Source organism: Alteromonas portus, from assembly GCF_005117025.1.
Lineage (GTDB): Bacteria > Pseudomonadota > Gammaproteobacteria > Enterobacterales > Alteromonadaceae > Alteromonas > Alteromonas portus.
Genome location: NZ_SWCO01000007.1, coordinates 341,541 through 367,959 on the forward strand (window position 1 = coordinate 341,541; position 26,419 = coordinate 367,959).

At 45.4% G+C, this 26,419-nt stretch carries 23 protein-coding genes; 17 read left to right on the plus strand and 6 right to left on the minus strand.

Annotated elements, in window-relative coordinates; genetic code table 11:
- Window positions 1–188 precede the first annotated feature (188 nt).
- From E5672_RS13170 to E5672_RS13205, 8 genes are all read left to right on the plus strand, one after another.
- Entirely contained in the window at window positions 189–1,142 is a 954-nt protein-coding gene (locus tag E5672_RS13170; RefSeq protein ID WP_136782609.1) for an aldo/keto reductase, read from the plus strand.
- Between the two features lie 9 nt (window positions 1,143–1,151).
- Complete coding sequence (locus E5672_RS13175) at window positions 1,152–2,159, plus strand: TauD/TfdA family dioxygenase (protein WP_205676496.1); 1,008 nt, start codon at window positions 1,152–1,154, stop codon at window positions 2,157–2,159.
- Window positions 2,160–2,163: 4 nt separating this feature from the next.
- Window positions 2,164–3,168 (plus strand): YeiH family protein, encoded by a 1,005-nt coding sequence (locus E5672_RS13180; protein WP_136782610.1) that lies wholly within the window; start codon window positions 2,164–2,166, stop codon window positions 3,166–3,168.
- A gap of 68 nt (window positions 3,169–3,236) precedes the next feature.
- Window positions 3,237–4,535, plus strand: coding sequence for a sulfite oxidase (locus tag E5672_RS13185; protein WP_136782611.1), 1,299 nt, complete (start codon window positions 3,237–3,239; stop codon window positions 4,533–4,535).
- Window positions 4,536–4,672: 137 nt separating this feature from the next.
- Entirely contained in the window at window positions 4,673–4,984 is a 312-nt protein-coding gene (locus E5672_RS13190; RefSeq protein ID WP_240692241.1) for a hypothetical protein, read from the plus strand.
- Between the two features lie 150 nt (window positions 4,985–5,134).
- The gene (locus tag E5672_RS13195; RefSeq protein WP_136782612.1) at window positions 5,135–6,217 is read left to right on the plus strand and encodes a methyl-accepting chemotaxis protein; all 1,083 of its coding nucleotides are present in this window, start codon (window positions 5,135–5,137) and stop codon (window positions 6,215–6,217) included.
- Between the two features lie 75 nt (window positions 6,218–6,292).
- Window positions 6,293–7,798 carry a sensor histidine kinase gene (locus E5672_RS13200; RefSeq protein ID WP_136782613.1) on the plus strand — a complete coding sequence of 502 codons (1,506 nt, stop codon included), beginning with the start codon at window positions 6,293–6,295 and terminating at the stop codon, window positions 7,796–7,798.
- A gap of 153 nt (window positions 7,799–7,951) precedes the next feature.
- Window positions 7,952–9,535 (plus strand): methyl-accepting chemotaxis protein, encoded by a 1,584-nt coding sequence (locus tag E5672_RS13205; protein WP_136782614.1) that lies wholly within the window; start codon window positions 7,952–7,954, stop codon window positions 9,533–9,535.
- Between the two features lie 98 nt (window positions 9,536–9,633).
- Here the strand turns inward: E5672_RS13205 and E5672_RS13210 are convergent, their stop codons facing one another.
- The 3 genes from E5672_RS13210 to E5672_RS13220 form a co-directional block, all read right to left on the minus strand.
- Complete coding sequence (locus E5672_RS13210; RefSeq protein ID WP_136782615.1) at window positions 9,634–10,971, minus strand: ABC transporter permease; 1,338 nt, start codon at window positions 10,969–10,971, stop codon at window positions 9,634–9,636.
- Window positions 10,971–11,753 carry an ABC transporter ATP-binding protein gene (locus E5672_RS13215; RefSeq protein WP_136782616.1) on the minus strand — a complete coding sequence of 261 codons (783 nt, stop codon included), beginning with the start codon at window positions 11,751–11,753 and terminating at the stop codon, window positions 10,971–10,973. The genes E5672_RS13210 and E5672_RS13215 overlap by 1 nt, the downstream gene beginning before the upstream one ends.
- Window positions 11,754–12,011: 258 nt before the next feature.
- Window positions 12,012–12,299 carry a YebG family protein gene (locus E5672_RS13220; RefSeq protein WP_014951121.1) on the minus strand — a complete coding sequence of 96 codons (288 nt, stop codon included), beginning with the start codon at window positions 12,297–12,299 and terminating at the stop codon, window positions 12,012–12,014.
- Between the two features lie 246 nt (window positions 12,300–12,545).
- Between E5672_RS13220 and rpsF the strand changes: the two genes are divergently transcribed.
- The 7 genes from rpsF to E5672_RS13255 all read left to right on the plus strand — a co-directional run bounded on the left by rpsF (window position 12,546) and on the right by E5672_RS13255 (window position 21,728).
- Complete coding sequence (gene rpsF / locus E5672_RS13225; RefSeq protein ID WP_014951120.1) at window positions 12,546–12,947, plus strand: 30S ribosomal protein S6; 402 nt, start codon at window positions 12,546–12,548, stop codon at window positions 12,945–12,947.
- A gap of 11 nt (window positions 12,948–12,958) precedes the next feature.
- Complete coding sequence (gene rpsR / locus E5672_RS13230) at window positions 12,959–13,186, plus strand: 30S ribosomal protein S18 (protein WP_012519954.1); 228 nt, start codon at window positions 12,959–12,961, stop codon at window positions 13,184–13,186.
- A gap of 26 nt (window positions 13,187–13,212) precedes the next feature.
- Window positions 13,213–13,665: a 50S ribosomal protein L9 gene (rplI, locus tag E5672_RS13235; RefSeq protein ID WP_012519953.1), complete on the plus strand. Its 453-nt coding sequence runs from the start codon at window positions 13,213–13,215 to the stop codon at window positions 13,663–13,665.
- Window positions 13,666–14,122: 457 nt separating this feature from the next.
- Window positions 14,123–17,302, plus strand: coding sequence for an efflux RND transporter permease subunit (locus E5672_RS13240; RefSeq protein WP_136782617.1), 3,180 nt, complete (start codon window positions 14,123–14,125; stop codon window positions 17,300–17,302).
- A 13-nt stretch (window positions 17,303–17,315) separates the two neighbouring features.
- Window positions 17,316–18,434: an efflux RND transporter periplasmic adaptor subunit gene (locus E5672_RS13245; RefSeq protein WP_136782618.1), complete on the plus strand. Its 1,119-nt coding sequence runs from the start codon at window positions 17,316–17,318 to the stop codon at window positions 18,432–18,434.
- 95 nt (window positions 18,435–18,529) lie between these two features.
- Window positions 18,530–20,575: a TonB-dependent receptor gene (locus E5672_RS13250; RefSeq protein WP_136782619.1), complete on the plus strand. Its 2,046-nt coding sequence runs from the start codon at window positions 18,530–18,532 to the stop codon at window positions 20,573–20,575.
- Window positions 20,576–20,588: 13 nt separating this feature from the next.
- Window positions 20,589–21,728 (plus strand): PepSY-associated TM helix domain-containing protein, encoded by a 1,140-nt coding sequence (locus E5672_RS13255; RefSeq protein WP_136782620.1) that lies wholly within the window; start codon window positions 20,589–20,591, stop codon window positions 21,726–21,728.
- On the opposite strand, the gene E5672_RS13260 is transcribed toward E5672_RS13255, so the two are convergent.
- Window positions 21,697–23,130, minus strand: a complete 1,434-nt coding sequence (locus E5672_RS13260; protein ID WP_136782621.1) for a sensor histidine kinase — start codon at window positions 23,128–23,130, stop codon at window positions 21,697–21,699. The two genes, E5672_RS13255 and E5672_RS13260, sit on opposite strands and share 32 nt — an antisense overlap.
- A complete protein-coding gene (locus E5672_RS13265; protein WP_136782622.1) occupies window positions 23,127–23,816 on the minus strand; it encodes a response regulator transcription factor in 690 nt (229 codons plus the stop codon). The genes E5672_RS13260 and E5672_RS13265 overlap by 4 nt, the downstream gene beginning before the upstream one ends.
- A gap of 257 nt (window positions 23,817–24,073) precedes the next feature.
- Between E5672_RS13265 and E5672_RS13270 the strand changes: the two genes are divergently transcribed.
- Together E5672_RS13270 and E5672_RS13275 are read left to right on the plus strand one after the other, a co-directional pair.
- On the plus strand, window positions 24,074–25,186 hold the full coding sequence (locus E5672_RS13270) for an MBL fold metallo-hydrolase (RefSeq protein WP_136782623.1): 1,113 nt from the start codon (window positions 24,074–24,076) through the stop codon (window positions 25,184–25,186).
- Window positions 25,187–25,283: 97 nt separating this feature from the next.
- Complete coding sequence (locus E5672_RS13275; RefSeq protein ID WP_136782624.1) at window positions 25,284–25,763, plus strand: hypothetical protein; 480 nt, start codon at window positions 25,284–25,286, stop codon at window positions 25,761–25,763.
- Here E5672_RS13275 and E5672_RS13280 read toward each other — a convergent pair.
- Complete coding sequence (locus tag E5672_RS13280) at window positions 25,693–26,340, minus strand: MOSC domain-containing protein (RefSeq protein ID WP_136782625.1); 648 nt, start codon at window positions 26,338–26,340, stop codon at window positions 25,693–25,695. The genes E5672_RS13275 and E5672_RS13280 overlap by 71 nt on opposite strands.
- Window positions 26,341–26,419: the final 79 nt, after the last annotated feature.

The window sequence follows — 26,419 nt, forward strand, 5'->3', positions numbered from 1 at the left end:
GCTCAAGCGAATTGCTACTTGGGCTAATCTTTTTATTTAGTTTGTTAACACTTTGTTGACATCATAATGTCTGTGTAATAACTTATGTCTTATACAAGACTAAAGTTTGAAGCTGAAGTTATACAAGAGCATACTGTTAAAGTAAAACTAATTAGCTTAATGCAACAAATTCTAAGGTGAATGAAACGATGAATAAGATACCTGAGGTAGGTTTTGGCTTTTGGAAAGTAGATACTGCCATTTGTGCCGAAACCACATACCAAGCAATTAAGGCTGGCTATCGCCATTTAGATTGCGCAGCAGATTACGGTAACGAAAAAGAAGTGGGTGAAGGCATTAAACGCGCCATTGATGAAGGCCTATGTACCAGAGAAGAGTTGTGGGTAACCTCGAAGCTTTGGAATACGTTTCATGCCCCAGAGCATGTAGAGCTGGCGCTTGAAAAAACGCTATCTGATTTACAGCTAGACTACCTGGATTTATACCTTATTCATTTCCCTATCGCGCAAAAGTTCGTACCAATCGAAACGCGATATCCGCCTGAATGGTTTTATGAGCCCGATGCAGCCGAGCCTAAAATGGAGCTTGCTCCTGTACCGCTTCATAAAACATGGGAAGCCATGGAAGCGCTAGCGGATAGCGGCAAGGTTAAACAAATCGGTGTGTGTAACTACAACACCGGGTTGCTTAACGACCTAATGAGCTACGCGCGCATTAAGCCGGCAATGCTGCAAATTGAATCTCACCCTTACCTTACCCAAGAGCGTTTAATTCGCTTGGCAAAAGACTATGGCTTAAATGTTACCGCGTTCTCACCTTTAGGTGCGCTTTCTTACCTAGAACTTGAAATGGCTGACCAGACTGAATCAGTACTTAAGCAGGACGTAGTGAAAGCTGCTGCAAAAGCCCACGGTAAAACGCCAGCGCAAATTGTATTGCGTTGGGGTATTCAGCGCGGCAACGCAATTATTCCGAAAACGTCAAAAGTAGAACGCATGAAAGAGAACTTGGCGCTTTTCGATTTCTCATTAAGTGAAAGTGAAATGCAGGCTATATCTGCATTAAACATGAATCGTCGATTTAACGATCCGGGTCACTTCTGCGAAGCAGCCTTTAATCGTTTCCACCCCATTTACGACTAGGAGTAAACTATGAAAAACGTCAATGACAGCTCTGCGGTAGCGTATGCAAGCGTACCTACTCAGCACAACTACAACGGCGGCGTGTTCCCTGAAATAGTCGTGAACAATGAAAGCTGTTCCACTGTAGAAGAAACGGTTGCGTTTGTTAAAGCGAATCAGGCAGAACTTGAGGCAAAACTTGCTAAATCAGGTGCGCTGCTGTTTAGAGGGTTCCCTCTTGATTCAGCAGAGACCTTTGACGTTTTTTCAGCAGGCTTCGGCTATCCTAACTTTACTTATCAAGAGTCGCTGTCTAACGCGGTGCGTATTAACTACACCGAACGTGTATTTACCGCTAACGAAGCACCTAAAGATGTAGAGATTTTTCTTCATCACGAAATGGCTCAAACACCTATTTCTCCAAGTAAGCTTTTCTTCTTTTGTAAAACTGCAGCAGATGAGGGCGGTGCTACGCCGTTGTGTCGTTCAGACAAACTGTTTGAAGCATTGAAAGCGGAAAGCCCCGAACTGGCAAGGGACTTTAAAGAAAAAGGTCTGAAGTACACCACTACCATGCCTGCAGCAAATGACATCAATTCAGGTCAAGGGCGTAGCTGGAAAAGTACATTGAGTGTTGAAACCGTAGAAGAGGGTGAAGCTAAGCTTAAAGAACTAGGTTACAGCTGGGAGTGGATGGAAGATGGTAGCTTAAAAGCGATTACGCCTGTACTTCCAGCAGTCATTGAGTTAGCTGACGGTTCTGAAGTGTTCTACAACCAGCTTATTGCAGCTTACATGGGCTGGAAAGGCGTTCGCGAGAACCCATCTTCAGCCATTACGTTTGGTGACGGCAGCGCTATCCCGAAAGAAGGGCTAGAGCGTATTGCTGAGCTTTCTGAAGACTTCACGTTTGATTTAGAGTGGCAAGACGGGGACGTGGCAATTGTCGATAACTATCGTGCGATGCACGGCCGTCGTCCCTACTCTGGCGATCGCAAGCGTGTAGTGCTTGTGGCATTGGTTGCTTCAGAGCGTTAATGCAATGAATGACATAGCAGTAAAATGTAAAAACATTTGGCCTGGGCTGGGTATTGCTACCATCACAGGCATGGCGGCCTTGTTTTTAAGTGAGCACTACAATGCCCCTGCTATGTTGTTCGCTTTATTGTTAGGTATGGCGGTATCGTTTTTGTACCAAAACGATACGCCATGCGCTTGCGGTATCGATTTTACCGCGAGTACCTTGCTGCGCGCGGGTGTGGTTTTACTGGGCTTAAGAATAGCGCTAGGTGACTTGGCAGTGCTAGGATGGCAAACAGCGCTCATGCTTGCTGGTGCCATTTTTACGACCATTGTTTTGGGCGTGGGCTTGGCAAAAGCGTTGGGGCTTCAAAAGCGCTTTGGTGCACTTACTGGCGGCTCCGTCGCTATTTGCGGTGCTTCTGCTGCGTTAGCCATCTCTACCATACTGCCAAAAGGTGAAAACCACGAGCGAGATACCCTGCTTACCGTTATAGGCGTAACGGCCATGTCCACTATTGCGATGGTGCTTTATCCTATAATCGCGGGACAATTGGGTATGACAGACACGGAAGCTGGTATCTTTCTAGGCGGCACAATTCACGACGTGGCGCAGGTGGTAGGGGCTGGTTACTCGGTGTCAGAAAGTGCGGGTGATATGGCGACCCTTACCAAATTGGTGCGCGTAGCCATGCTGATGCCGGTAGTTCTGATCATGATGCTCTTTATCAAAAGATTCTATAAAGCCAGTACCCAAGCAGAGGGTGGTGAAGTACCTAAAATGCCTCTGTTTCTTATCGGTTTTATTGCACTCATGCTGCTCAATAGTTTTGTGGCGTTACCAGAATTTATTATCGAAATGGGGACGCAGGTTTCTCGTTTTTTTCTGGTTGTTTCCATTACTGCGATTGGCATGAAGTCAAACTTAGGAAAGCTTGCCGAAGTCGGCATGCTTCCCATAGTCATGATAGTGGTTGAAACTCTTTGGATTGCATTGCTTATTCTCGGTTTTCTTTACGCTATGTAAAAGCCGTTTATCATTTTGCAGCAGCATATTTTAAATACAAAATCGTTTGTACTGATAAGGTGGTCTAAGTGAAAAAACGCGGTCTTCACGAACTTTATGCCAAAGACCCTGTAAAAGCCGACGAACAGGTTTTTCAAAGAACCAGCAATACACTGACTCGCCGAGGTTTTATCAAAGGGTTAAAGTCACTGTCTTTGCTACTCGGTGCCGAAGTGGTGTACGGGCAATTTATGCCAGCGGGCCTCATTCCTGCAGCATTTGCGCAGGCCGACACGCCTTTCTCTATTAAAGGTAAAGACGGTTTAACCATACTCAATGACAGACCATTAAACGCAGAAACACCAGCACACCTATTGGATGATGTAGTCACACCTGCTTCGCGCTTTTTTGTAAGAAATAACGGTATTCCCCCGCAAGCGCCAGATGCAAGCAGCTGGACGCTTACTATTGAAGGGGAGTCTGCAGCACAGTCAAAAACCTTTACCCTTGAAGAACTAAAAGCTCAATTTAAGCATTACACCTATCAGCTAACACTTGAGTGTGGCGGAAATGGGCGGGCCGAGTTCTCACCGGCCGCTACCGGTAACCAGTGGACGACAGGAGCAGTAGGCTGCCCACGCTGGACAGGAGTGAGGCTAAAAGACGTGCTAAAAGCAGTGGGCGTAAAGGAAGACGCGGTTTACATTGGTTATTACGGTGATGATCAGCATTTAAGCCGAACACCGGGCAAAGCGGCTATTTCTCGTGGCGTGCCCATCGACAAAGCGATGGAGGACGAGTCGTTAATCGCGTGGGCAATGAATGATGAACCGCTTCCCTTGATGAACGGCTTCCCGCTGCGGCTGGTATTTGGTGGCTGGCCTGCATCAACGTCAGGTAAGTGGCTTAAGAAAATTGTAATTCGAGACCGCGTGCACGACGGTGCAAAAATGTTGGGTAAAGCCTATAGAATGCCGTGTAAACCTGTAGCGCCTGGCGCGAAAGTTGCCGACGAAGACATGTGTATTATTGAAGCTATGCCAGTTAAGTCGCTTATTACCTTTCCAAAGTCTGGCAGCGACCACTCTCTTAAAGAAAAGCTAACCGTTCGGGGACATGCATGGAGTGGTGAGGGCAAAATTGCCAAGGTGTTTACCTCTATCGATTTTGGCCAAACCTGGCATCTTGCTCAGCTGAACGCACCGGCAAACAGACACGCATGGCAGCAGTTTAGTACTCAGATAAACTTCCCTCAGCAGGGCTATTACGAGGTATGGGCTAAAGCACAAGATGAGCATGGAAAGTCTCAGCCTATGGTGCTACCTGGATGGAATCCAAAAGGGTATTTAAACAATGCCTGTCATCGTATAGCTGTGCGTGTGGTGTAGGTAGAGTAGTGCAAGATTTTATGTATATTAAGGGGAATGGGGCACTGGGTATGGTTTGCATCGCCGTTCGACTTATCGCCTTAGTAGGGGGGCTTCACATATCCGTAGCAGCAGCCGATACCGAGACCAATAAAACGATGGGCATGGTAAATTCATCAAAAGAGCATGTGCAGCATGACGTCGATCCTCAGTCAGGTCTTATAAAAGTAGAAGGCTTCAACTTAGTGTTAGCCCATTGCAGTGCCTGTCACTCTACTTCTCTTATTACTCAGAATGCCATGAGCCGTGAAAGGTGGCTTGAGACTATTCGCTGGATGCAAGAAACGCAGAAACTGTGGCCACTGGGTGACGCAGAACCAATGATATTAGATTACCTATCAACCTGGTATGGACCTAAAAAAAGCGCCCGTCGTGCACCTCTACCACCACATTTACTGCCTGCAAACTAAAAACAGAGATAATAGTTTAATTTATCCCCTCAGTTTTATAATTTTCTGCCGATAATCAAACAATAACGCTACTTCAGACTAATGGCTAAGACGATATAACCTCTGTTAGTCTGAACAAAATAATTCTATAAAAATAATCGGTATCTCCACATGTTTGTATCACGCAGTAAATTCGAAGAAAAAGAAGCTCAGGTTGTCCTATTAGAAAAACGCCTTCAAGAGACGCTAGATAGAGTGTCAACACTTGAAGCTGAAAACTTTGAATTGACCGCGGCTCTCGAAACTGCAAACAATGATGAAGCCTCCACCGCTAATTCGACAGTGATAAAGTGTCTAGTAGATTCTTTGTCGCAAGTTGAAGGTGTTCGTGAAACGGTTTTACGTTCATATGAAAAAATCAGTGCAGAAAGTCAGTCTATAGTAAACATCAACGATTTGTTCAGTGAATCGGCATCTACGCTCAGTAAAATCGTATCTGACATGAGTGGTCTCAATGTACAGATGGGCAGTATGAGCGAGCGTATTTCAGGTCTGTCGACAACGGCTGATAACATCAATAAATTTGTAACGACTATCACCAGTATTTCCGATCAAACTAACTTGCTAGCACTCAATGCCGCTATTGAAGCTGCCCGCGCAGGCGATGCAGGTCGAGGCTTTAGCGTTGTAGCCGATGAGGTACGAGCGTTGGCAACGGAAACGAATAAATCTGCGACAGAAGTCTCAGAGCTTGTGAATGGTATTATTCAATCTACATCGAAAGCGGTGTCAGGCGTGAACGAACTGCGTGGAAACAACGAGCAGCTAGAGACAGGAATCAATCAGCTTAATAGCAGTTACCAATCTATGGTCCAGCATTGCGACAGCATGAAAACGACAATCAGTGAAGGTGCAATGGCTACGTTCATTCAAACTGTAAAGTTAGATCACGTTGTTTGGAAATCTGGTATTTACGAGGTGTTGTGCGGCTTTAGCAATAAATCAGCAGCTGATTTCAGTGATCACATGAACTGTCGTTTAGGTCAGTGGTTTAGTGAAAATGCGAATAGCCCAATTGGGCAGACTACCGCGTTCAGAGAGATTGAAGCCCCTCATGCAAAAGTGCATAGTAGCGGTCTAGACGCGATTAGAGCGAAACAAGCGGGTAAAAATGCAGAGGCTGATGCTAAACTACTAGAAATGGAACAGGCGAGCGAGCGTGTAATGATGCTTCTTGACCGGTTGGCTGGTTAAGCTATTGTGTGCTGAAGCACAAATGAATATGGCGTACGCTTACTAACGAGCGGACGGACAATGGAGGGCTTTGGGGTGAGTGATGCATCGTATTCCACCGAAAACGAACGTATTCGTGCGCTCGAAGCCCGGGTCAGCTCGCTGGAGCGACAGCTAAAGCGTCAGAAAATAGCACGTAAAAACGCAGAATCTTTTTTAGAAACCTACTCTCAGGATGCTTACCTTGCCAATCAGGCACTGCGAAAAGCACTCAAAGACTCTAAACAAAGAGAGCGCCAGCTGCTTTATCTTAATCGAACGGCCTCTCAACTTACTCACGCCAAGTCTGGGGAAAGCTATATATTCTCGGCCCTTGAGTCTGCCGTTGAATTCAGTGGTGCATATTGCGGTAAAGCTTTTACCGTAAAAGATGACGAACTCATTATTGGCAACGATAACAAGGTACTTGTTCAGGGACAGGGCTGGGTAACCTCTCACACTCTCTCGCAATTTATCCAAGAAGAAACGCCTTTAGATTTACGAGAAAGCTACTCTCATTGGTGTGTAAGTGCGGTGATACAGCCCGAAACAGATAAAGAATCCCGTTTGCTTCACTTTATGCACGAAATGTCGAAGGGGGAATATACGTGGTTAGTTTTGCTGACCAAAGACGATAACCTGGAAGAAGAGACGCTTTACGTTTTAGATACCACAAAGCACTACCTCAACATCACGTCTCGGTACCAAAATAAAAAAACGGAATTGAGTACCAGGCAGCTTGAATTGAGTAATGTGAAAAAGGATCGAGATTTCCTTGAAGAAAGGTTGGTCAGTGCAGATAAGATGGCCATGTTAGGTCAGCTTGCTGCTGGTATAGCGCACGAAATAAACAATCCTATTGGTTACGTTCGAAGTAACACTGTTGTTGCAAAAGAAATCTTCAATGATTATCAACGTGCCCTTGAAGAAATTGGTAGTCTTTGTCAGCAAGCAGGTGGTGAAATTGCGTCGCATTTTATGGCGCTAGAGAAGCGTTTTTCGCTAAAAGACAGCGCCGCAGAAATTGCAGAAATGTTTGATGAGTCTCACGAAGGCATCGAACGTATTATCGAGATAGTAAAGGCGCTAAGAAGCTTTTCTTATCCAGGGTCGGGTAAGCATTCGCAAATTAGCGCTATCGACGCAATGAACACGGCTATTAAGCTCACTAACAACCTTCATCGTTATCGCAATGCGGTGCGTTTTGAAGTACCTGACGAAGATGTCTTTTTCAGCGGGAACTCTGGACAGATTCAGCAGGTGCTGGTGAACTTTTTAACTAATGCAATTTATGCGACCCCCGAAGGAAAATGCATTACGTTAAAAGTGCAAAAGAGTGAACTCGATGTTTCCCTTGTTGTTGAAGACGAAGGTGAGGGCATGTCAAAAGAAACGTTAAGTAAAGTGTTTACTCCTTTTTTTACGACCAAGCCGCCAGGTGAGGGCACGGGTTTAGGTATGTCTATCTCTATGACCATTGTCGAAGAGCACAATGGAAAGATAGATATAATTAGCGCTGAGGGCAAAGGGACGAAAGTATCCGTTGTGTTGCCATTACCCTAAAGTATAAAATGCTTCATTAACTCATTGATAGATTATAATATTTCTCTAATTTTTCTATAAGCTAGACAGTGGCTGTTTATGTTCTAGTCTTATGATAAAGCAAAGGCTTTCTGCTCTATGGATGAGTGCTTTGCAAAATGGAGAAAGTATTTGATGAGAAATAACCAGCCTGTTACCCAAAAAGAGTATAAGTTTCCCCCCCACCATCGCCTTATTTCATCAACTGATAAGCGTGGCGTTATACAGCACTGTAACAATGAATTCGTGGAAGCAAGTGGCTTTACGCGAGAAGAGTTAATAGGAAAGAACCACAACCTGATCCGTCACCCTGATATGCCTGCGCCTGTATTTAAAGAAATGTGGCGTACCTTGGAATCTGGTCAAAGTTGGCTAGGATTGGTGAAAAATAGAAGGAAAAATGGTGACCACTATTGGGTGTCGGCATTCGTAACGCCTGTTTATGAAGGCAAAACGGTAGTTGGGTATGAGTCTGTTCGCGTACCGGCTTTAAATGACGAGATAGCACGGGCATCTAGCGTTTACGCTAGAATGCAGGAAGGAAAATCTGCGGTATCACCAATATCGCGACTTGGGCAAGGCCTCATGCATATGGCGCCTACATTACTGACAAGCGCCCTTCTTGTTTTAGTACTCGCGTTTACCCATGGTTGGGCAGCAGCAGGCATTGCACTGCTTGGCGCTATAGTTTTAATGATTGCTCAAGAAGACAAAACCAGAAAAGACTGGGGCGCGCTACTTTCTCTTAGCCCGGAAAGCTATGCTAATGAAACGGTGGCCCAAACCTACTTCCCAGATCTACCCCATATAAGCCAAGCCAAACTCGCACTTGGGTGTGAACTTGCCAGAAATCGCACGGCGTTAACCCGAATTAAAGATGCGTCAGCAGGCCTTGAGTCGATAGCCAACACTACGCATCAACAAGCAGAAAGTACCAGTGCTGCCGTTGTTCAGCAAAATCAAGCAACACAGCAAATTGCGTCTGCAGTAACGCAAATGAGCCAAGCGATTCAAGAAGTGGCTGAACGTGTAGAAGGTAACGCAAAAAGCGCAAGGACAGCGGCATCTAATGTAGAAACAGGAAATCGAAAAGCCGAAGAGGCCATGCAGGCGATTGTTGCGTTGCGTGAGGCAGTTGAATCAATTTCTACCACGGTGACAGAACTTGCTCAATCAACCAGTGATATTGGTGAAGCGGCGAATATCATCTCTACCATCGCAGAGCAAACTAACCTGCTAGCCCTTAACGCCGCAATTGAAGCCGCTAGAGCTGGCGAGCAAGGACGAGGTTTTGCGGTTGTAGCCGACGAGGTACGTACCTTAGCTTCGAAAACCCGCGAATCGACTGACAAAATCCACAACATTATTAATGAATTGGCAGAACGTTCTGACCGCGCTGTTAGAGTATCAACGGAAGGACTAGCTTCAGCAGAGCACGGCAGTGCGATAGTAGAAGAAACCCGGGGTGCATTGTTTGAAATTAACAATGCTGTGAAAGGTATTGCCGATGCCACAGTAGAGATGTCTTCTGCTGTGGAAGAACAAAGCACGGTGGCAGAGCATATCAACCAGCAGTTAGTAGAGGTTGCTGACGGCGCGTCTGAAACCCAGCGTTCATCTGAAGCATCGCTTGCAGCAAGTCACGATTTGCGCGCAACGGTTAATCAGGTTCACGAGTTAATATTGCGTTTCAGTACAGATAAGCGAGTGGGAGAGTAATTCTCTCCCCAGCGCTTTTCATTGAAGACCTATTGGTGCTCAGGTGAGGGGCTAAATGGAAGTTTTTTAGCCCGAAATCACGCTGTAAGCATAGGTACTTATGAGTTCGCATTGAGTCCTGCGTGTAGGCCTCGTTTATAGGCCGCCACAGCGGGAAACAGCGAAACCAAGTATGTGCACCCCAGTATCAGTAAAATGATGATAACACTGCTTTGACCAAACAGCGGGCTGCTTAAAAACAATCCATAGGTACTGCTTAACCAAGGTTTTAACATGCTCATAAGCCCCGCTACTAAGCCTAAACTTAGTGCGGCACTTACAGTCGTAAGCAGCATAGCTTCAATCTGTATGAGTAGCAGTAAGGTAAATGGTCCTGCGCCTATGGTTCGTAAAACGGCGATTTCTTGATAACGTTCTCTCATCGTCGCCAGCAGCATAGTCGCAAGCCCAATTAGCGCGCAGATGACGATAAGACCGGAAAGACCAAGCAATAGCGACTCTACATTTCCCATAATCTGCCAAAGCTCAGCGAGCGCCATGCCCGGTAGTATCGCCATAAGCGGCTCTTTTTTACTTTGATTAATTTGATACTGCAACTGTAGCGCAGTTACCCGATGTTTTAGCCCAAGCATCACCACAGATACTGACTCAGGCGTGAACGCTTCGCTATTGTAAGGCGCATGTTCTTCGGTATGTTTGTCATGCTCATGCTCATGCTCATGCTCATGCTCATGCTCATGCTCATGCTCGTTCGCCTTGTCAGCAGATTTACGGCCTAACATTGAGGTGGGCGAAAGTTTAGGTCCTGTGTGGGCTTCTTCAAGCCCCTGTAAGGTTACGTATACAGCTTTATCTACGGGCGTACCGGTTTTCTTAAGAACACCTGAGATAGTGAAAGGGTGATCATCATGGTTGTTGAAAGACACGCTTCCCAAACCGTGGGAAATAATAATCTTATCCCCTACCTTGTACCCCAATGATTTGGCAATGTCTGCACCAACAACCGTAGACAGTGGCTGCGTAAATACCGAGCCTTCTGCCATTTCAAGCGACTGCATATCACCATATTTAAAGTGGTCAAAAAAGCTGTTGGTCGTACCTACCACCCTAAAACCTCGGTGAGTATCACCTAAAGAGAGTGGAATGAGCCACGATACCTGTTTGTTTGATTTAAGCGAAGCAACACTTTTATATTCAATACCCTTGGTGGGCGTGCCTATATTAAACACCGACGACAGGAGTAAATTTAGCTGTCCACTTGGTGCGCCAACAATAAGGTCAACACCGGAAACGGTGCGCGTAAAACTGGTTTTCACTTGGCTGCGAATAATGTCCACGCACAAAAGTAAACTGATGCTGATGGTAATGCTTAGAAGCGTGAGAATTGCTGTGGTTTTCCTGCGCTTTAAGCTTTCAATAGCAATGGTGCTAAGCATTACGCACGCTCCTGAACTATTTGTGTCTTATCGCCTGAAGCCTTTACGTGGTTAGTACACGGGCTTAATTCACTCATACTGCAATGGCGGTCAAAATAACTCTCCATGGCTTTGTCATGACTAACAAAAATCATGGTGCTCTCAGCTGCCACATCTTTTAGTAGTGACATAAAGCTATCTCTGGCATCAGTATCTAACGCAGAGGTCGGCTCATCGACAATTAATAATTGTGGGTCGTTAATCAGTGCTCTGGCAATAGCAACGCGCTGCTGCTGACCAATACTTAATGCGTCAGCTTTCGCATGTAGCACGTGAGATGGCAGCTGTAGTTTGTCCAGTAAATGACGAAGCTGTGCGTCTGCTGTTTCTTTGCTTGTTTTAGCACCCGCAAAGTACACCGCCGCATTAATGTTTTGTGCCACAGAAAGGTAAGGAATAAGGTTAAATTGTTGAAAAACAACGCCAATATTGCGTGCTCTAAACTTGTCCCGCTGTCGGTTCGATAATGCGGAGAAGGGTTGCTCTAATAAAGCGATGTCGCCCTGAGTTGGAGTTAACGTTCCGCACAGCAAATTGAGTAATGTGCTCTTTCCGCTACCTGAAGGCCCTGAAAGAAAAACGTGTTCACCTTTCGAAACTTGCCACGCTTCAATGTCAATGATGGGGGCACTTTCTTTGGTGTACGAAAACTGTAAGTTGCTTACTTCTATTGCTGTTTTGCACTCTTTTTCCAACGCGTTACGCTGGGAATGAGTGCTATTGTTTTTATTGATGGTATTCACGCTAAGCCCGACCTGTATTTACGTCTTATGTTCACATTAGCAAAAGCGGTACTTTGTTTCTTATTTGGTTTCTTACTTGTTTCCCTACTTATTTCAGGTACCCAAAGCAAGTAAAGAAAAACAGCACCGCTTTAAAGTGATGTTATCAAATAACATCACTTAACGAAGTTATGTTATCAAAACTTACGCATTTAAAGCGGCAGTTGCTCTTACTTATTGTTCATCATAACGACATAAAGGGCGAGTTGAACTACATTATCAGCCGTTAGCTTGTAGCTTTACCACTTCTGCGCTTTCATCTTCTAATACGCTTTCTGCGGTAGCACCTTTGAAAATCTTACTGATTTTATCTTTGTTTTTAGACAGCATAATGGTGAGCTCTTCCACTACGCTATCGTCTAGCTTAATGCCCTTCGCATGAATGTAGTCAGCAAGGTTATCTGCTGCATCGAGCATTTTGTCATACTGATCGGCTTCTTTTTTGTCGGTAGTTACCAATTTTTCTACCCCTTTGTGCGTAACAACATACTGTGTGGTAATGGCCATGGTAGGTCCCCTATTTATTAAAGACACAAAAACTGTACAGTATTTTACTGTATAAATAAACAGTATTTTTGTTAAATGTCTGAGCGTAGTGTTTGGGGAAAAGGCAAATGATTGTTCTAAAGGTGATTAATGCTTGTGCAATTAGTAACTGCTGCGTATAATGCGCGCCCTTACAGCCATCCCAATTCGTTCCTTGTCTCCATACAGTCGGCTGTACTGTCGAGGCTGCAACCGTAAGGAGCTATAATGCGTCATTACGAAATCGTATTTATGGTTCACCCTGATCAGAGTGAACAAGTACCTGGTATGATCGAGCGTTATACCACAATCCTAAAGCAAGACGGTGGTCAGATTCATCGTTTAGAAGATTGGGGCCGTCGTCAACTGGCTTACCCAATTGAAAAGCTGCACAAAGCCCACTACGTACTAATCAATGCTGAAGCGTCTGCAGAAGCTGTTGATGAACTGGAAAATGCTTTCCGTTTCAACGACGTGATCCTACGTAACATGGTTATGCGCACTAAGACTGCTGTGACTGAGCCTTCTCCAATGATGAAAGAAGAGCCTCGTCGTGAGCGTCGTGACGATTCTGCTCCTCGCCAAGATCGCGCGGAAAAGAAAACTGAAACCACTGAAGACAACGCTTAAGGAGATCACCCATGGCTCGTTTTTTCAGACGTCGTAAGTTCTGCCGTTTCACTGCAGAAGGTGTGACTGAGATTGATTACAAAGATATCGCTACTCTTAAGAACTACATCACTGAGAGCGGTAAAATTGTCCCTAGCCGTATTACTGGTACAAGCGCAAAATATCAGCGTCAGCTGTCTTCTGCGATCAAGCGCGCACGTTTCCTTGCGTTGCTTCCGTACACTGATTCACACAAGTAATTTGGCGAATATAAGGGTTAGCTAAGATGAATATCATCCTACTAGATAAAATCGCCAACCTTGGCGGCCTGGGCGACCAAGTGACTGTTAAGTCTGGTTACGCTCGTAACTTCCTTTTCCCACAGGGTAAAGCGGTTCCTGCAACTAAAGACAACGTTGAAAAGTTCGAAGCACGTCGTGCTGAACTTGAAGCGAAAATTGCTGAGCAACTAGCTGCTGCTAACGCACGCGCTGAAAAAGTTGCTGAGCTTGCTGAAGTTACAATCGCAGCTCCTGCTGGTGACGAAGGTAAACTATTTGGCTCTGTTGGTACTCGTGACATCGCTGATGCAATCACTGCAGCTGGCGTTGAAGTACAAAAAGCAGAAGTTAAACTACCTACTGGTACTCTTCGTGAGACTGGTGAGTATGACATCGACTTACAACTTCACTCTGACGTTATCACTTCAATCAAAGTGATCATCATTGCTGAAGCGTAATCGCTGACGTATTTGAAAAAAGCCGCTCTTGGAGCGGCTTTTTTTTGCTCAAAATTTTTTCCGATATTTAAGGTCAATACCAATCCGTATAGATAATTGCCCACCCAGAAGGCGTTAGCAAGTCTCCTAGCAAGGCGTGGGAATGCAGGAATGGCCGTTCCTTTTCAAATTTCCAGAACGAAGCTTGCCAGATCTTCCCGAAGGGCGAGTTTAAAATATCCCTACCCTCACTCCAGGTCGCGACGCCTAATTAACGATGGGTGTAACCAAATATGACCAGCGTCGGCAAATAGCCTATTTTTTAGGTCCACTCATCTGCGACAAATAACGTTTTTTAAATGGTTTTTAAACATAATGTTAATAATCGCTGAAATTCTTAGTGTCATGGCTTTAAACTTTTTCTGTCATTGCTGCGACCTATAGTAAACCGAACAATAAAAAGCATAAGTGCCATCTTATGGACATTACTAAGCAAGCAATAAAAAACGCGACCGGGGTAGGTATCGGAATAACGCTACTGGTATTTTTAGGGCTATATAGCCTGTTTAATTTACCTGTACAGCTGTTTCCTGACATTGAAAGACCGAATATTAACATTCAGACCTCTTGGCGCGCAGCGTCGCCTCAAGAGATTGAGTCGGAGATCATTGAACCTCAAGAGGAAGTGCTGCAGGGGATCCCTGGCCTTGAGTCGATGAATGCATGGGCAAACCAAGGCAACGCGTGGATAAACCTAGAGTTTGGTTTAGATACGGACATGCAGAAGACACTCATTGAAGTGATTAGCCGCATGAACCGTGTACCTCCACTACCTCGCGATGCCCTGTCTCCTAATATTATGCTTGCTGGAAGTGGGGGAGACGCACCCGCTTTGACCTACTTCTTTCTTCAGCGCCTTCCAGGCAATCCAAACGAAATTAATACCTATGTGACCTTTTTTACCGATGTCATTAAACCTCAGCTTGAATCTATTCCGGGTGTTGCAAGAGCGCGTATGGAAAGCGGGGTTGGCGGCGTCGAGGAGTTTCAAATTGTTTTCGACCCGTTTAAGGCGGCGCAGTTAGGCATTGACCTGACGGCAGTCGCTAACGAGTTGGGTCGTGCGAATGATATTTCGGGCGGCTTTGTCGATGTGGGCAGAAGACGCTACACCCTGCGTTTTGAAGGTCGTTACGAGCCTACGCAAATGGGTGAAATGATCCTTGAATGGCGAGACGGTAGCCCTATCACTCTAAATGACATTGCCGACATTAAAATCACCCGCGCTGACGGTGCAAACTACAGTGTGCAAAACGGCAATCCGGCTATATCTATTCGCGTAGACAGACAAAACAACGCCAATGTTCTAGCTACCTTAGAAGCCGTAAAAGCAAAAGTTGCACTAATAAACGAACAGGACTTGGCCCCTGAACAGTTAGTGATGGCGCAAAGCTTCGATGCCTCAGTGTTTATCTATAGAGCGGTGCAGCTAGTTACCAGCAATTTATTTATAGGCGTGCTGCTTGCCATTGCCGTGCTTTGGCTCTTTATGCGCCAGCTGCGGGCAACGCTCATTGTGGCATTGGCCATTCCTATCTCACTACTTAGCACTTTTGTGGTGCTTCAGATTACCGGTCGCTCGCTCAATATCATTTCACTAGCAGGGCTCGCCTTTGCGGTAGGTATGGTGCTAGATGCCGCTATTGTCGTGCTGGAAAATATAGTAAGAACCCGCAAGAGCGCCGAAGTCGAAAATAAATGCTCAAATTCACAAACGCACATGGAGGATTGTGCCCATCGGGGAACGAAAGAAGTGTTTGGTGCCCTCATGGCGTCAACTGCCACCACCGTTGCTATTTTTATTCCCGTCATGTTCTTGGAAGATGTTGAAGGGCAATTGTTTGCTGACCTCGCTCTTACCATCGCCATTGCAGTGTGTATGTCGCTAGTTGTTGCGGTAACGGTATTGCCCGTCGTTGCCGCTAGGTACCTTAATGGCAACATGCCAGCTGATAGCTTACAGCGGTTATGGGCAAAAATAACCCGCGCTATTATGCAGTTATCTAGCACGCCGCTTCGCCGCCTTGTATTAGTCATAACGCTCATGGGCGTGCCTATTACAGGTAGTGTTTTGCTTATGCCTTCCATGGATTATTTGCCGCCCGTAAAACGCGATGCCGTTGACGCCTTCTTAAGTTTGCCTGCAGGTGCCAGTGAAAACTTTATTAGCGAAGAAGTGATGCCAATTATCGTAGAGCGATTGCAGCCCTATATGGACGGAGAAAAGCAGCCAGCGCTAAAGAACTACTACATTATCACGTGGCCAAATGGCGGAAATTTGGGTGTTCGCGCTAAAGACCAGTCTAAGGTCAAAGAGTTAGAAGCCATTGTTCGCGATGAAATTTTAAAGGATTTGCCGGATACACAAACCTTTTCACAACAAGGCAATTTGTTCGGTGGCTTTGGAAACGGTCGGTCTATCGACATTCATCTTCAAGGTACCGATCAGGCCATGCTCGGCATTGCTGCGCAGGCAGGTTTAGACAAATTGAGAGAAGTTTTCCCTAACGCTAATGTGCGTTCGAATCCTCCACTAGAGCAAGCCGAACCAGAGCTTCGCTTTTACCCTAATGATAGCCGAATGATGGAAGTCGGGTTAAATCGGGGCAGTATGGGGAACCTGGTACGCGCCATGGGTGATGGTATGTATGTGGGGGAGTACTTCGACGGAACCAAACGCATGAATATTATCTTTCGCTCAGCACCCTGGTTTACACCTGAAGACTTGAACAGTACGCCAGTCATGACGCCATCAGGCGAGGTGGTGCAATTAGGCGAACTGGTAGGTATTGAAAGAGCCGTAGGACCAAGTCGTATTCAGCGCATTGATGGTCGCAGAACCCTTACGCTAAACGTAAATCCGCCAGAGGGTATGAGTTTAGAAGAAGCCATGAAAGTGATTACCTCTGAGGTTGAGCCTGCCATTATGGCTATGATGCCTGCCGATGGCGCTATTAATTACGGCGGCAGCGCGGATAGTTTAAAAGGGGCTATTGCCTCGATGGCTGATAACTTTCTTTTCGCCATGGTGTTACTACTGCTGTTAATGGCGGGGTTGTTTAAATCGTTGAAAGACAGCGTGCTGGTAGTACTTTCTATTCCGTTAGCCACGGTGGGCGGAGTTATCGCTATTCGTATCATGAACATCTTTACCTTCCAGCCCATGGATCTGTTAACCATGATTGGCTTTATAATTTTGCTAGGGCTCGTGGTGAACAATGCCATTTTACTTGTGCATCAGACTCGTCTAGGCGAGCAAGAAGGACTGACCCGTGATGACGCGGTAGAGCAAGCCATTAAACTTCGTTTACGGCCTATTTTTATGAGCACGCTGACTTCCATCTTTGGCATGCTGCCCCTACTGTTGCTACCAGGTGCGGGCAGCGTTATTTACCGAGGTCTTGCGGCTGTTATTGTGGGAGGAATGACGGTAAGTACCATATTCACCTTGCTATTACTGCCTACCTTGTTGCGTATGACGGCTTCAACGTCATCTGTAAATTTACTCAAACCCTTGGCCGAGCGTATGCAGAGCACTGGCGCATCGCCGACTACTTCATCCACCGTAAAACAAAACAAATACAACGACCATGTGTAAGGAAAAGACAACCATGAAAGCAATGACTTCTACTCTCGCCCTTAGTGTGTTTACCTCTAGTTTTCGTGCCTTTGGTTTGTTTACCTTATTGGCAAGCAGTGTATCGTTGAGCGCGCAAGCAAAGGATAACAATCAACCACCACCTTTGCTGGTTCAAATAGATGAAGCCAGAGAGCAAGCGATTTCACAACTAACCTGGGTTCCTGGAACGGTACTAAGCGTTATCGATGCAAACCTCGCCTCTGAGGTAGACGGTCGCATCACTTGGATGGCAGAGGTAGGTGATGTGGTAAAAGCGGGGGAGCCCTTAGTTAAAGTAGACGATACTCGCTTGAGCATTACCCGCAATCAAAATGCCTCAAATATTGCCAGATGGCAGTCGCAGGTTGAGCTATTTACCAAACGTCTCGCGAGGTACAAAAACCTTCAGGCCAGTCAAAACACGTCCAGAGGTGAGTTAGAGGAAGTGGAAGCTGACTTAGAGAATGCCAAACAGGAATTGGCGCAAGCCAAATTGGACTTAGAATTTACCGAATATCAGATTGCACAAAGCAGTATTCGTGCTCCCTTTACAGCCTTGGTGGTTGAAAGGTTGCAGTCGCCTGGCGAATATACTGGGGTAGGGCAAACCCTGCTTCGCGTGGTAAACCCTGATAGTGTTGAAGTTCAGGTGCGCGCCCCCCTTAACGTATTACCCTATCTTGCTAACGGCATGAGCGTGACAGTTCACAATAACGTGAACCAAGTAGAAGAATCTATTCGTGCCATTGTACCGGTAGGCAACACTGCATCGCGTATGATGGAGCTAAGAATTGCCATCAACCCAAGCGATTTTCCAATAGGCAGTGCAGTGCGCGTGGCCTTACCTAGCAGCGATACTCATGATGGTGTCACCATACCCCGCGATGCACTAGTACTAAGGAAGTCGGGCACTTTTATTTATCAGCTAAACGAAAATAACGAAGCTGAGCAAGTGAAGGTGACAACCGGAGTGGGCATGGGCGATAGAATTGAAGTGTTTGGTGATGTGAACCCAAAGCGTTCTGTTGTGGTGAGAGGGGCTGAACGCCTACGCGCAGGGCAGAAGGTGCGTTACAACGATGAGCGGGAGTCTTTGACGGCGAAAAGCTGAGGAAGTGTAACAATTGTAAAAATACTATCCATTTAGACAAAACTTAATGAGAATGTTTCTTATTTGTAATTGTTGATTGTCAAATGGAGTTACCCTTGAAAAAGTTAGTTTTAGCTAGTGCAGTGTGCACGCTATCCAGCCCAGCAGTATTCGCGCAATCCTTAGAAAACCAGAATGAAGAAACCAAGTCTATAGAGCGAGTTGCTGTGGTAGGCGCAGCAACTAACTTAAGCATTACTGCTGAAGATATTGAGCAGTTTCAGGCAAACGACTTAGCTGACGTTTTCAGAGAGTCGCCGTCGGTCAGCGTTGGCGGTTCAGTGGGTGTAGCACAAAAAATCTTTATCCGCGGATTAGAAGATGCTTACCTAAATGTAACCGTAGATGGCGCACAGCAAACCTCAACGCTATTTCACCACATTGGTCGCGTTACTTTAGACCCTGATCTTTTGAAGCAAATTGATGTGCAGGCTGGTGCCGGCGAAGCGACAAGCGGCCCAGGTGCTATAGGCGGTTCAATACGCTTTAAAACCAAAGACGCGCAAGATTTATTGAGAGGCGACGAACAATTTGGTGGTAGAGTAAAAGCAAGTTATTTCTCAAACGATGGTACCCGATATAGCGGCAGCCTTTATGGAAAGCTAAGCGACACTTGGGGCTTACTAGGTTATTACAGCACGGTTGACAGAGATAACTTTGAAGACGGTGACGGCAATGAAGTACTAGGTACTGCCGCAGATCAAGATCTCATGTTCCTTAAAGCCAGTGGTTACATTGCGGATAATCAATACCTTTCATTAAGTGCAGAGCAGCGCGATGAAGAGGGTGAGTTTTCGGCAAGACCTAACTGGGTAGTACTAGAAGGTGCCCCGCTTTATCCTAGTGAAGCAGAGCGTGATACCTACGTAGCGAACTACCGCTTTGACCATAGTGCGATGGTGTTTTTAGAAGCTACAGCATATCAAACTTCATCGTCATTCCGTGGTGGACGTTTTGACTGGCTGTCTGAGATTGACACCTATGGGTTTGATATTAGGAATACGAGCGACGTTACCAATCACGTATTTACCTATGGTATCGATTATCGCAAAGACGAAGTTGAGAGCGGCCCTGGAACAGGCCCTGTTCAAAATGCAGAAGAAGGCAGCGTATTAGGAATTTATGCACAGGCTCATAGCAACATCACGCCAGAATTGTTGCTAAGTTATGGCGTACGTTACGACAATTTTGACTTCCAGCAAGAAATTCTTATTGATGACTATTACGGCACACCAGTTACCGATGAGCCATCTGGACTAGATGACAATGAACTTAGCTTTAACGCAGGTCTTGAATATCAGCTTACCGAAGCTTGGACCCTTGGTCTTGGCTACGCAGAAGCGGCTCGCGGCAAGCAAATTGGTGATGGCTTCACCCTAGATGAGTACTTATACGATGGCGAAGACGTTCCTGTTGTTGCTAGCGACGTGGTGCCTGAAACTGTTACCAATATCGAAGCGTCAATCGAATACAGTGCCAATAATCTAAATGCGCGCCTTAGCGCTTATGAATCTACCATTGATGATGTGCTATTTAGCGGTTATCAAGGTAACTCGGTATTTAATAATATCGGCGACTTAGAATCATCTGGCGTAGAGTTTAACCTTGCGTATCGCTGGGATTCTGTTGACCTGTACTTCGGTTTCTCTAGCGTAGACGTTGAGTTGATGCCTCGTGAAGATCTATACAGCGTGCCTTATAACAGCATCGATATTAACGGGTACGAGTTTGTTGGCTTAGGTAATAGCCGCGGCGATACCTGGGTACTTGGTGCAGACTACACCGTTACTGCTGACATCAGCGTAGGCTTCAACATTACTATGGTTGACGACATCAACATAGATACCCTTCATCAGGCCTTAGAAAATGGCTGGACTGATTCGCTGTATTCACTAAACAAAGCAGACTATACCCTAGTGGATATTTATGGCGAATGGGAAGTAACGAATGATCTTAGCGTCAACCTTGCTGTTACTAACCTGTTTGATGAAGCCTATATCGACCATTCAAGTGTGGGTGATTACAGCGAAGTATTCCCAAGCGTTGTTGGTCCACAAGAAGCTGGGCGAGATATTCGTTTATCAGTGACTTACGATTTCTAAGTAACGCTATTAAATGAACTTTTCCACGTTTAAAAGGTGGGTCTTTTGGACCCACCTATTTGCTGGCTTATTGGCCAGCATTGTCGTTTTCATTATGGCTTTTACTGGGGTATTGCTAACTTACGAGCGCCAGTTTAAAGAGCTAAGTGAAATGGCTTATGCGCAAACCATTGATATTGAAAAGTCGGTGATCTCGACTGACCAAGTTGTATCACTACTTCGCGAAAAGCATCCTGACGAAGCGCATATCTTCGTTAGATGGGTAAATAGCGAAGGAGCGGCCATTCCGGCGTGGGCGGGCGAGCATAGTTATCTTATTCACCCTTATACCGGAGAAATATTAAGAGAACGAGAAGGGGTCGTTGAAGAGGCATTTCATGTCATCACTGACCTCCATCGATACCTCTTAATGGAAGGCGACTACCAATTAATTGGCAAAACCATAACGGCTTATAGCAATCTTATTTTTATTTTTTTGCTGTTATCGGGTGTCATCATTTGGTTGCCGAAACACCTATCTAAAAAGTCCTTAAAGCAGCAAATGTGGTTGCGGCAAAAATACACAAACAAACAACATCGTCGCCGACATTGGCATTTTGTTTTTGGCATGTGGTCATTGCCTTTTTTACTTGTAATTGGAACAACGGCTACTCTGTTTTATTTTGAATGGGCTAACAAAGCACTGTATGGCATGTATGGTGAACAAGTACCTGCTCGCGAAAAGAAGGCAATGCCTGAGACACTAGACGCCGACGTTGTCAGTTACCACACGTTGTTTAATAAAGCGCAGCAACACGCCAATGAGCATGGCTATCAGAGCTGGTACTCCATGTGGATGGAGATTGGTAAAAGTGAGGGCGTCGCCCGATTTTATATTGATAAAAGCATTGGGCACAGGCAAGAGTTAGCGTACTCACTGTATTTCGACACAAGAAGCGGTGACATCACCAGGACACTATATAAAGAAGATTGGCCCAAAGGAAGTCAGGCGTGGGGCACTTCTCGCTTTTTACATACGGGCGAATATTTCGGCTTTATAGGCCAGACCATAGCAGGATTGGTCAGCTTGCTTTGCTGTATCTTAGTTTATACTGGCACACTACTTGGTGTGAAAAGACTTCTTAGTTTGCGAAAGCAGCATCAGAAAACTTAGGCAGGTTGATGGTGACCATCAGTCCTGTCTGCTTTGTTGCGCCAGTTAGATAAGAGTTATTGCTTTGCTCATCGCCTTTGTTGACGCGATTGCACGCAGATATGTCGCCGCCTACAGCGGCAATTTGACGCTTCGCCAGCGCAAGCCCAAGGCCAAACCCAGAGCGCTTTGCAGCATGAACATAGTTTTTCGCTGCACGGGCCTTGTCTACCCTGAAAAAGGGTTCAAATATGGCGTCTAGCATTGATTCAGGGACGCCAGTGCCCTCGTCTGTAACAGTGATAATATAGTTATTGTTATCGCTAACCAAGGTCACGTTTACTTTGCTTTGCTGCGGTGTATGGCGCAAAGCATTGCGAATAATATTCTCTAATGCCTGCCCCAAAGCAAGCTGACTGCTTTTTTCTATACTCGCATATTCCGGCGTGCTTACACATAAGGCTCTATCAGGGTATTCAAAGCGTGCATCTTCACAAATAACATTAATAAGCTCTACCAAGTCAAAGTCATCGCTATTTAATTGAGGCGATTCTGTATTTAGCCAGGCAAAGGTTAGGGTATCTTCAACAAGCTCTCTCATTGTGCTGGCTTCATAGCGCAGGCGAGAAAGGGCTTGTTCGCGATTAATGTCTTGTTCAACAAAGTCTATCGCCATATCAATGCGGGCAAGGGGCGTGCGAAGTTCATGAGAAAGGTCTGCAAGCAAACTTCTTTGGTTATAAATGAGACTGCTCGTTCTTTGGGCCATTTTGTCGAAGGTTTGAGCAAGTGTAGTAAGTTCATCATTTCGCTCGGGCATCGCAGCCATTGCACGAGCTTCTAAGTTACCGTTAGCAAACTCTTTTGTTGCCCTTTCTAACTGCTTAAGTGGTGTCATAACATGTCGATAAAGCATAAAGCTCAATAGGCTTAATATGATCAAAGGCAACGCAATTTGTAATGCCAAGCGGGTGGCGAGTAATAACGAGCCTGGGCGCATCCGCTGTGGAAGTTGAATCAAAAAATGCGTGTTGTCGTCTACGAAAGGCACTTCCATCACGGGGTTTTCAGAGAAGTACAAATGTACCTTCCATTCAGGACTACGCCCAATTTGAAACCTATCTGCAAACTCATCTAACATTTTGGTGTCAGCGAACGTAGTCATTTGAGAATTAACAACAGCAAGCCAGGTGTTCTCTTTCGTCCTTATCTCTTTTAAGAAAACGGCTAATGCTTCTTCTCCCTTTTCTAGATAAATTTCTTCCGCTTCCTCACCATAGGCGTAAAGGGTTTCTTGATGCGCCTTATCTAGAAAGCTCATGCTCGTTTCGGTGTGATTAGTAAGCCAAGCTATGGCCCAAAATAGCAGAACAGTACCAACAGCGATGAAGGCACATAGGCGCCAAAGCAATTTATTTTTCACGAAAAGCGATATCCTTGACCATGCACAGTGGCAAGGCGCTCAGGGGGCATACCCGTTTCAACCAGCTTTTTACGTACTCTAGAAAGATGCATATCTAGGCTTCGGTCATAGCGAGAAAAGGGCTTATTAAGCACACTGTGGTAAAGAAATGCTTTGCTCAACGTCTCGCCCTTGTTTTCTACAAGCATCCACAGAAGCTTAAATTGTATAGGAGTAAATTCGAGTAATTTAGCGTGATACTTAGTCACCTGTTGAATGCGATTCAGATAAAGCACATCAACCAAGATTTCTGACTTCTGCGTACCCGAATTACTCAATGCTTTGCTACGCCTTAGTATTGCGTCGATGCGAAGCATCATTTCAGTAAAATTGAAGGGCTTAGGTAAGTAGTCATCTGCGCCTTTACGGTAGCCTTCAATTCGCTCTTGCTCGGCACCAGACGCCGTAATCATCATCACAGGTGTTTGTTTTATTTGTCTTAGCTGATGCAGCAATGAGAGACCATTCAAAGAGGGAAGGCGTATGTCGAGTAATACTAAGTCAAAGTTTTCCTCAAGCGCAGCGTGTAATCCGGCATGACCATCGCTTTCATGGCGAGTGTCAAATCCTCGAGCCTGCAGCAGCTGCGTAATTTGCTCACTTAACGTTGCATCATCTTCAATAATGAGTATTCGGGTTTCACACATAACGACTTAAAGAGAAAAATTTCATATTATATTATTAATAATAATTATCATTTGCAACTTCTCGATTTGTGACGATAGTGCGCGCTTTTATATTGTTACAAATTTAGGGTGGTGCTAATGGTTTCTCGCTTTACAATAGTTTTTAATAGCTATGTTAGGGCTAGCGCGACTTACAAGTGAGTAATTCAAACCTAATTGTAGCGGCGCATTTAGCCCCTTCCCCTCTTAAGTTGAAGTACAAGGACGCAATATAAAAAATGGCATTGAACTTAAAGCAGTTAACGACGTTATCGATATTGCTCGTCATAATAGGATGTACTCTAACTGGATGCGCTAGTTCCAATTATGTTACTCAGATAGAGGGTGAAAACGCGCTGATCAAGTACACAGATGAGCCGGGTTATGAGGACAGGTTCAGCAATATTTACGAGAGTTTTAAAGCATATCCGGTTACCTGTACTAATGATTGTTACCCAGCGTCTGGGGATATTGAATGTGAAAGTAACATGCAAGATTGTCGATTCGTTGGCAACAACCCGGCAGTGAATTTACACACAGGCTTTACCGTTAAATGGCTTGGGCACGCAAGCTTTTTACTTAAGACTGCAGGTGGCGAGCAAATACTTATTGACCCCGTGTTTGGTCAGTTTGATTGGCCCGTTAACTGGGCTTTTCGATTGGCAGAGGGGATCAGCCGCAACGAACCCGCTAAAGTAGATGAAGACAAGCTCGCTCAAACCGACGCTGTGGTCTATTCCCATATACACTACGACCATTTTAATAAAGCCGATATTGCCGAATTAGGCACAAAGCCCGAATACCTTGTTCCGTTAGGTTTCGCAGCGCACTTCCCTAATAGAGGCTACACGGTTAATGAAATGGCGTGGTATACCAGCAAAAATGTAGGCAAAACCTCTGTTCACTTCGTCCCTGCCCATCATTTCAGTAACCGAATTTGGGTACCTTATTTATACGAGGATAACGATGCGACATTGTGGGGTGGTTGGGTATTTGAGAGCGAAGGCAGAACGTTGTTTTTTGCGGGGGATACGGGGTATTCACCCCACTTTAAAGATATTAATGCCCGCTTTGGCGATATAGATGTTTGCTTATTACCTATCGCATCTTATTTCAGCGAGACCTCTCCTAAATGGTATCGCAAGGTACATACTACGCCAGAAGATGCGATTGTTGCGGCCCAAGATCTAGGCTGTAAAGCCGTAGTGCCTTGGGGCTTTGGAAACACCACCTGGATGATGGGTGACAAAACGTCACATTCTGCACTATTTCGACTGATGAAAATGAAAAAGCAGCTAAGTCCTGCAATGCCCTGGGTTATTCTGAATGAAGGTGAACAGGTGTCTTTTTGATACACGCCAGTAACTCGAATTTCTCGGCTTGCCTCCTTTCCCTGTAATGGTTATTCTTTATTCAAGGAAGAATCGATACTATTTTCAAGGATTGAACATGTCTGAGTTAAGAAGCAGAGCTTTTATTGCTTTATCCGTTGTTTTCTGCGGTTACCTCTGGATTTGGGGATATTTCCTCAATGAGAAGCCTACCCAATCACTTGCCCCTTATGCCCTCTGCATAGACAGCTGCACGATTAATATGGAGTACCCAGTTTCTGAAAATTTCCAGCGCTCTTCAATGCACAGCGCTCTCAACCAAGTCTTTCAGTCCTACACTGAAGATGAGGTGGGTTATTACATTTCCTGTAACACAGAAAAGTGCGCCCTTTGGGTTTATGTGAATGCGCCATCAAAGTTGCCTCCCATACTACGCCGTTTGGAAAATGAAGTTTCTCCATTTTTTCGCAATGACTCACGCCACATTCACGACGGGTATGACAAAGCTACCTTCTCAAACTACGCTATTAATTTGCAATCTTATCTGCAATTTTCTGGCATTTTCCACGCCACTCATCATCAAGCGGTTCCAGCTTAGCTAGCTTTTCAGCCAGTGCTTTGTCGGCTTTTGTATGGGCACACTGCATAAGAGTGTGAACATTAACGGTGTCGTTTTCACGGTGCAGCAATGTTACTTCGTCGCCTACGTGAATGGTTCCGGTTTTAACAACCCGGTAATACCAGCCAGTGATTCCCCGTTCCCCAACAAATCTGTCCAAATTAGGGATCTCGAAGCGTTGCGAGATTTTATTGCAAGGGGCACGGGGTGCACTTACTTGCAGTTCTACCTCGCCGAACTTCCATATATCGCCGATATAAACGGTAGCATCGTCCATGCCTTCTACACTAATGTTTTCGCCAATACTGCCTAGCAAGAATTCGCCTTCTGGAAAGTGCTTTCTTAACGTCAGATAGTTGGTTGGATTGAACTGATGCAGCACTTTTTCCGGTCCACCGTGAAGGCGTTTGTTAGCTTGTTCGTCTTCATCGGTTCTGTCCATATGTACCGTTAACGCGTCGACGGGGGCTTTAACAATACTACTAGGTGCTCCACGAGGACCTAGCGGCCGAGGTTGTCCAGCAAACAGAGCGTTAACAGAAAATGAGGTAGACATGGCATCTCCAAAAAATATTTTTGTGCATTTAAACCTTTCTACTATAGGGTACGACTAACCTTATAACACTAACAAGTGC

Excerpts from the sequence above, each read along its gene's own strand:
- E5672_RS13170 (WP_136782609.1), top strand. The coding sequence starts at position 189 with ATGAATAAGATACCTGAGGTAGGTTTTGGCTTTTGGAAAGTAGATACT.
- E5672_RS13175 (WP_205676496.1), top strand. The coding sequence starts at position 1,152 with ATGAAAAACGTCAATGACAGCTCTGCGGTAGCGTATGCAAGCGTACCT.
- E5672_RS13180 (WP_136782610.1), top strand. The coding sequence starts at position 2,164 with ATGAATGACATAGCAGTAAAATGTAAAAACATTTGGCCTGGGCTGGGT.
- E5672_RS13190 (WP_240692241.1), top strand. The coding sequence starts at position 4,673 with ATGGGCATGGTAAATTCATCAAAAGAGCATGTGCAGCATGACGTCGAT.
- E5672_RS13195 (WP_136782612.1), top strand. The coding sequence starts at position 5,135 with ATGTTTGTATCACGCAGTAAATTCGAAGAAAAAGAAGCTCAGGTTGTC.
- E5672_RS13205 (WP_136782614.1), top strand. The coding sequence starts at position 7,952 with ATGAGAAATAACCAGCCTGTTACCCAAAAAGAGTATAAGTTTCCCCCC.
- E5672_RS13210 (WP_136782615.1), bottom strand. The coding sequence starts at position 10,971 with ATGCTTAGCACCATTGCTATTGAAAGCTTAAAGCGCAGGAAAACCACA.
- E5672_RS13220 (WP_014951121.1), bottom strand. The coding sequence starts at position 12,299 with ATGGCCATTACCACACAGTATGTTGTTACGCACAAAGGGGTAGAAAAA.
- rpsF (WP_014951120.1), top strand. The coding sequence starts at position 12,546 with ATGCGTCATTACGAAATCGTATTTATGGTTCACCCTGATCAGAGTGAA.
- rpsR (WP_012519954.1), top strand. The coding sequence starts at position 12,959 with ATGGCTCGTTTTTTCAGACGTCGTAAGTTCTGCCGTTTCACTGCAGAA.
- rplI (WP_012519953.1), top strand. The coding sequence starts at position 13,213 with ATGAATATCATCCTACTAGATAAAATCGCCAACCTTGGCGGCCTGGGC.
- E5672_RS13240 (WP_136782617.1), top strand. The coding sequence starts at position 14,123 with ATGGACATTACTAAGCAAGCAATAAAAAACGCGACCGGGGTAGGTATC.
- E5672_RS13245 (WP_136782618.1), top strand. The coding sequence starts at position 17,316 with ATGAAAGCAATGACTTCTACTCTCGCCCTTAGTGTGTTTACCTCTAGT.
- E5672_RS13255 (WP_136782620.1), top strand. The coding sequence starts at position 20,589 with ATGAACTTTTCCACGTTTAAAAGGTGGGTCTTTTGGACCCACCTATTT.
- E5672_RS13265 (WP_136782622.1), bottom strand. The coding sequence starts at position 23,816 with ATGTGTGAAACCCGAATACTCATTATTGAAGATGATGCAACGTTAAGT.
- E5672_RS13270 (WP_136782623.1), top strand. The coding sequence starts at position 24,074 with ATGGCATTGAACTTAAAGCAGTTAACGACGTTATCGATATTGCTCGTC.
- E5672_RS13275 (WP_136782624.1), top strand. The coding sequence starts at position 25,284 with ATGTCTGAGTTAAGAAGCAGAGCTTTTATTGCTTTATCCGTTGTTTTC.
- E5672_RS13280 (WP_136782625.1), bottom strand. The coding sequence starts at position 26,340 with ATGTCTACCTCATTTTCTGTTAACGCTCTGTTTGCTGGACAACCTCGG.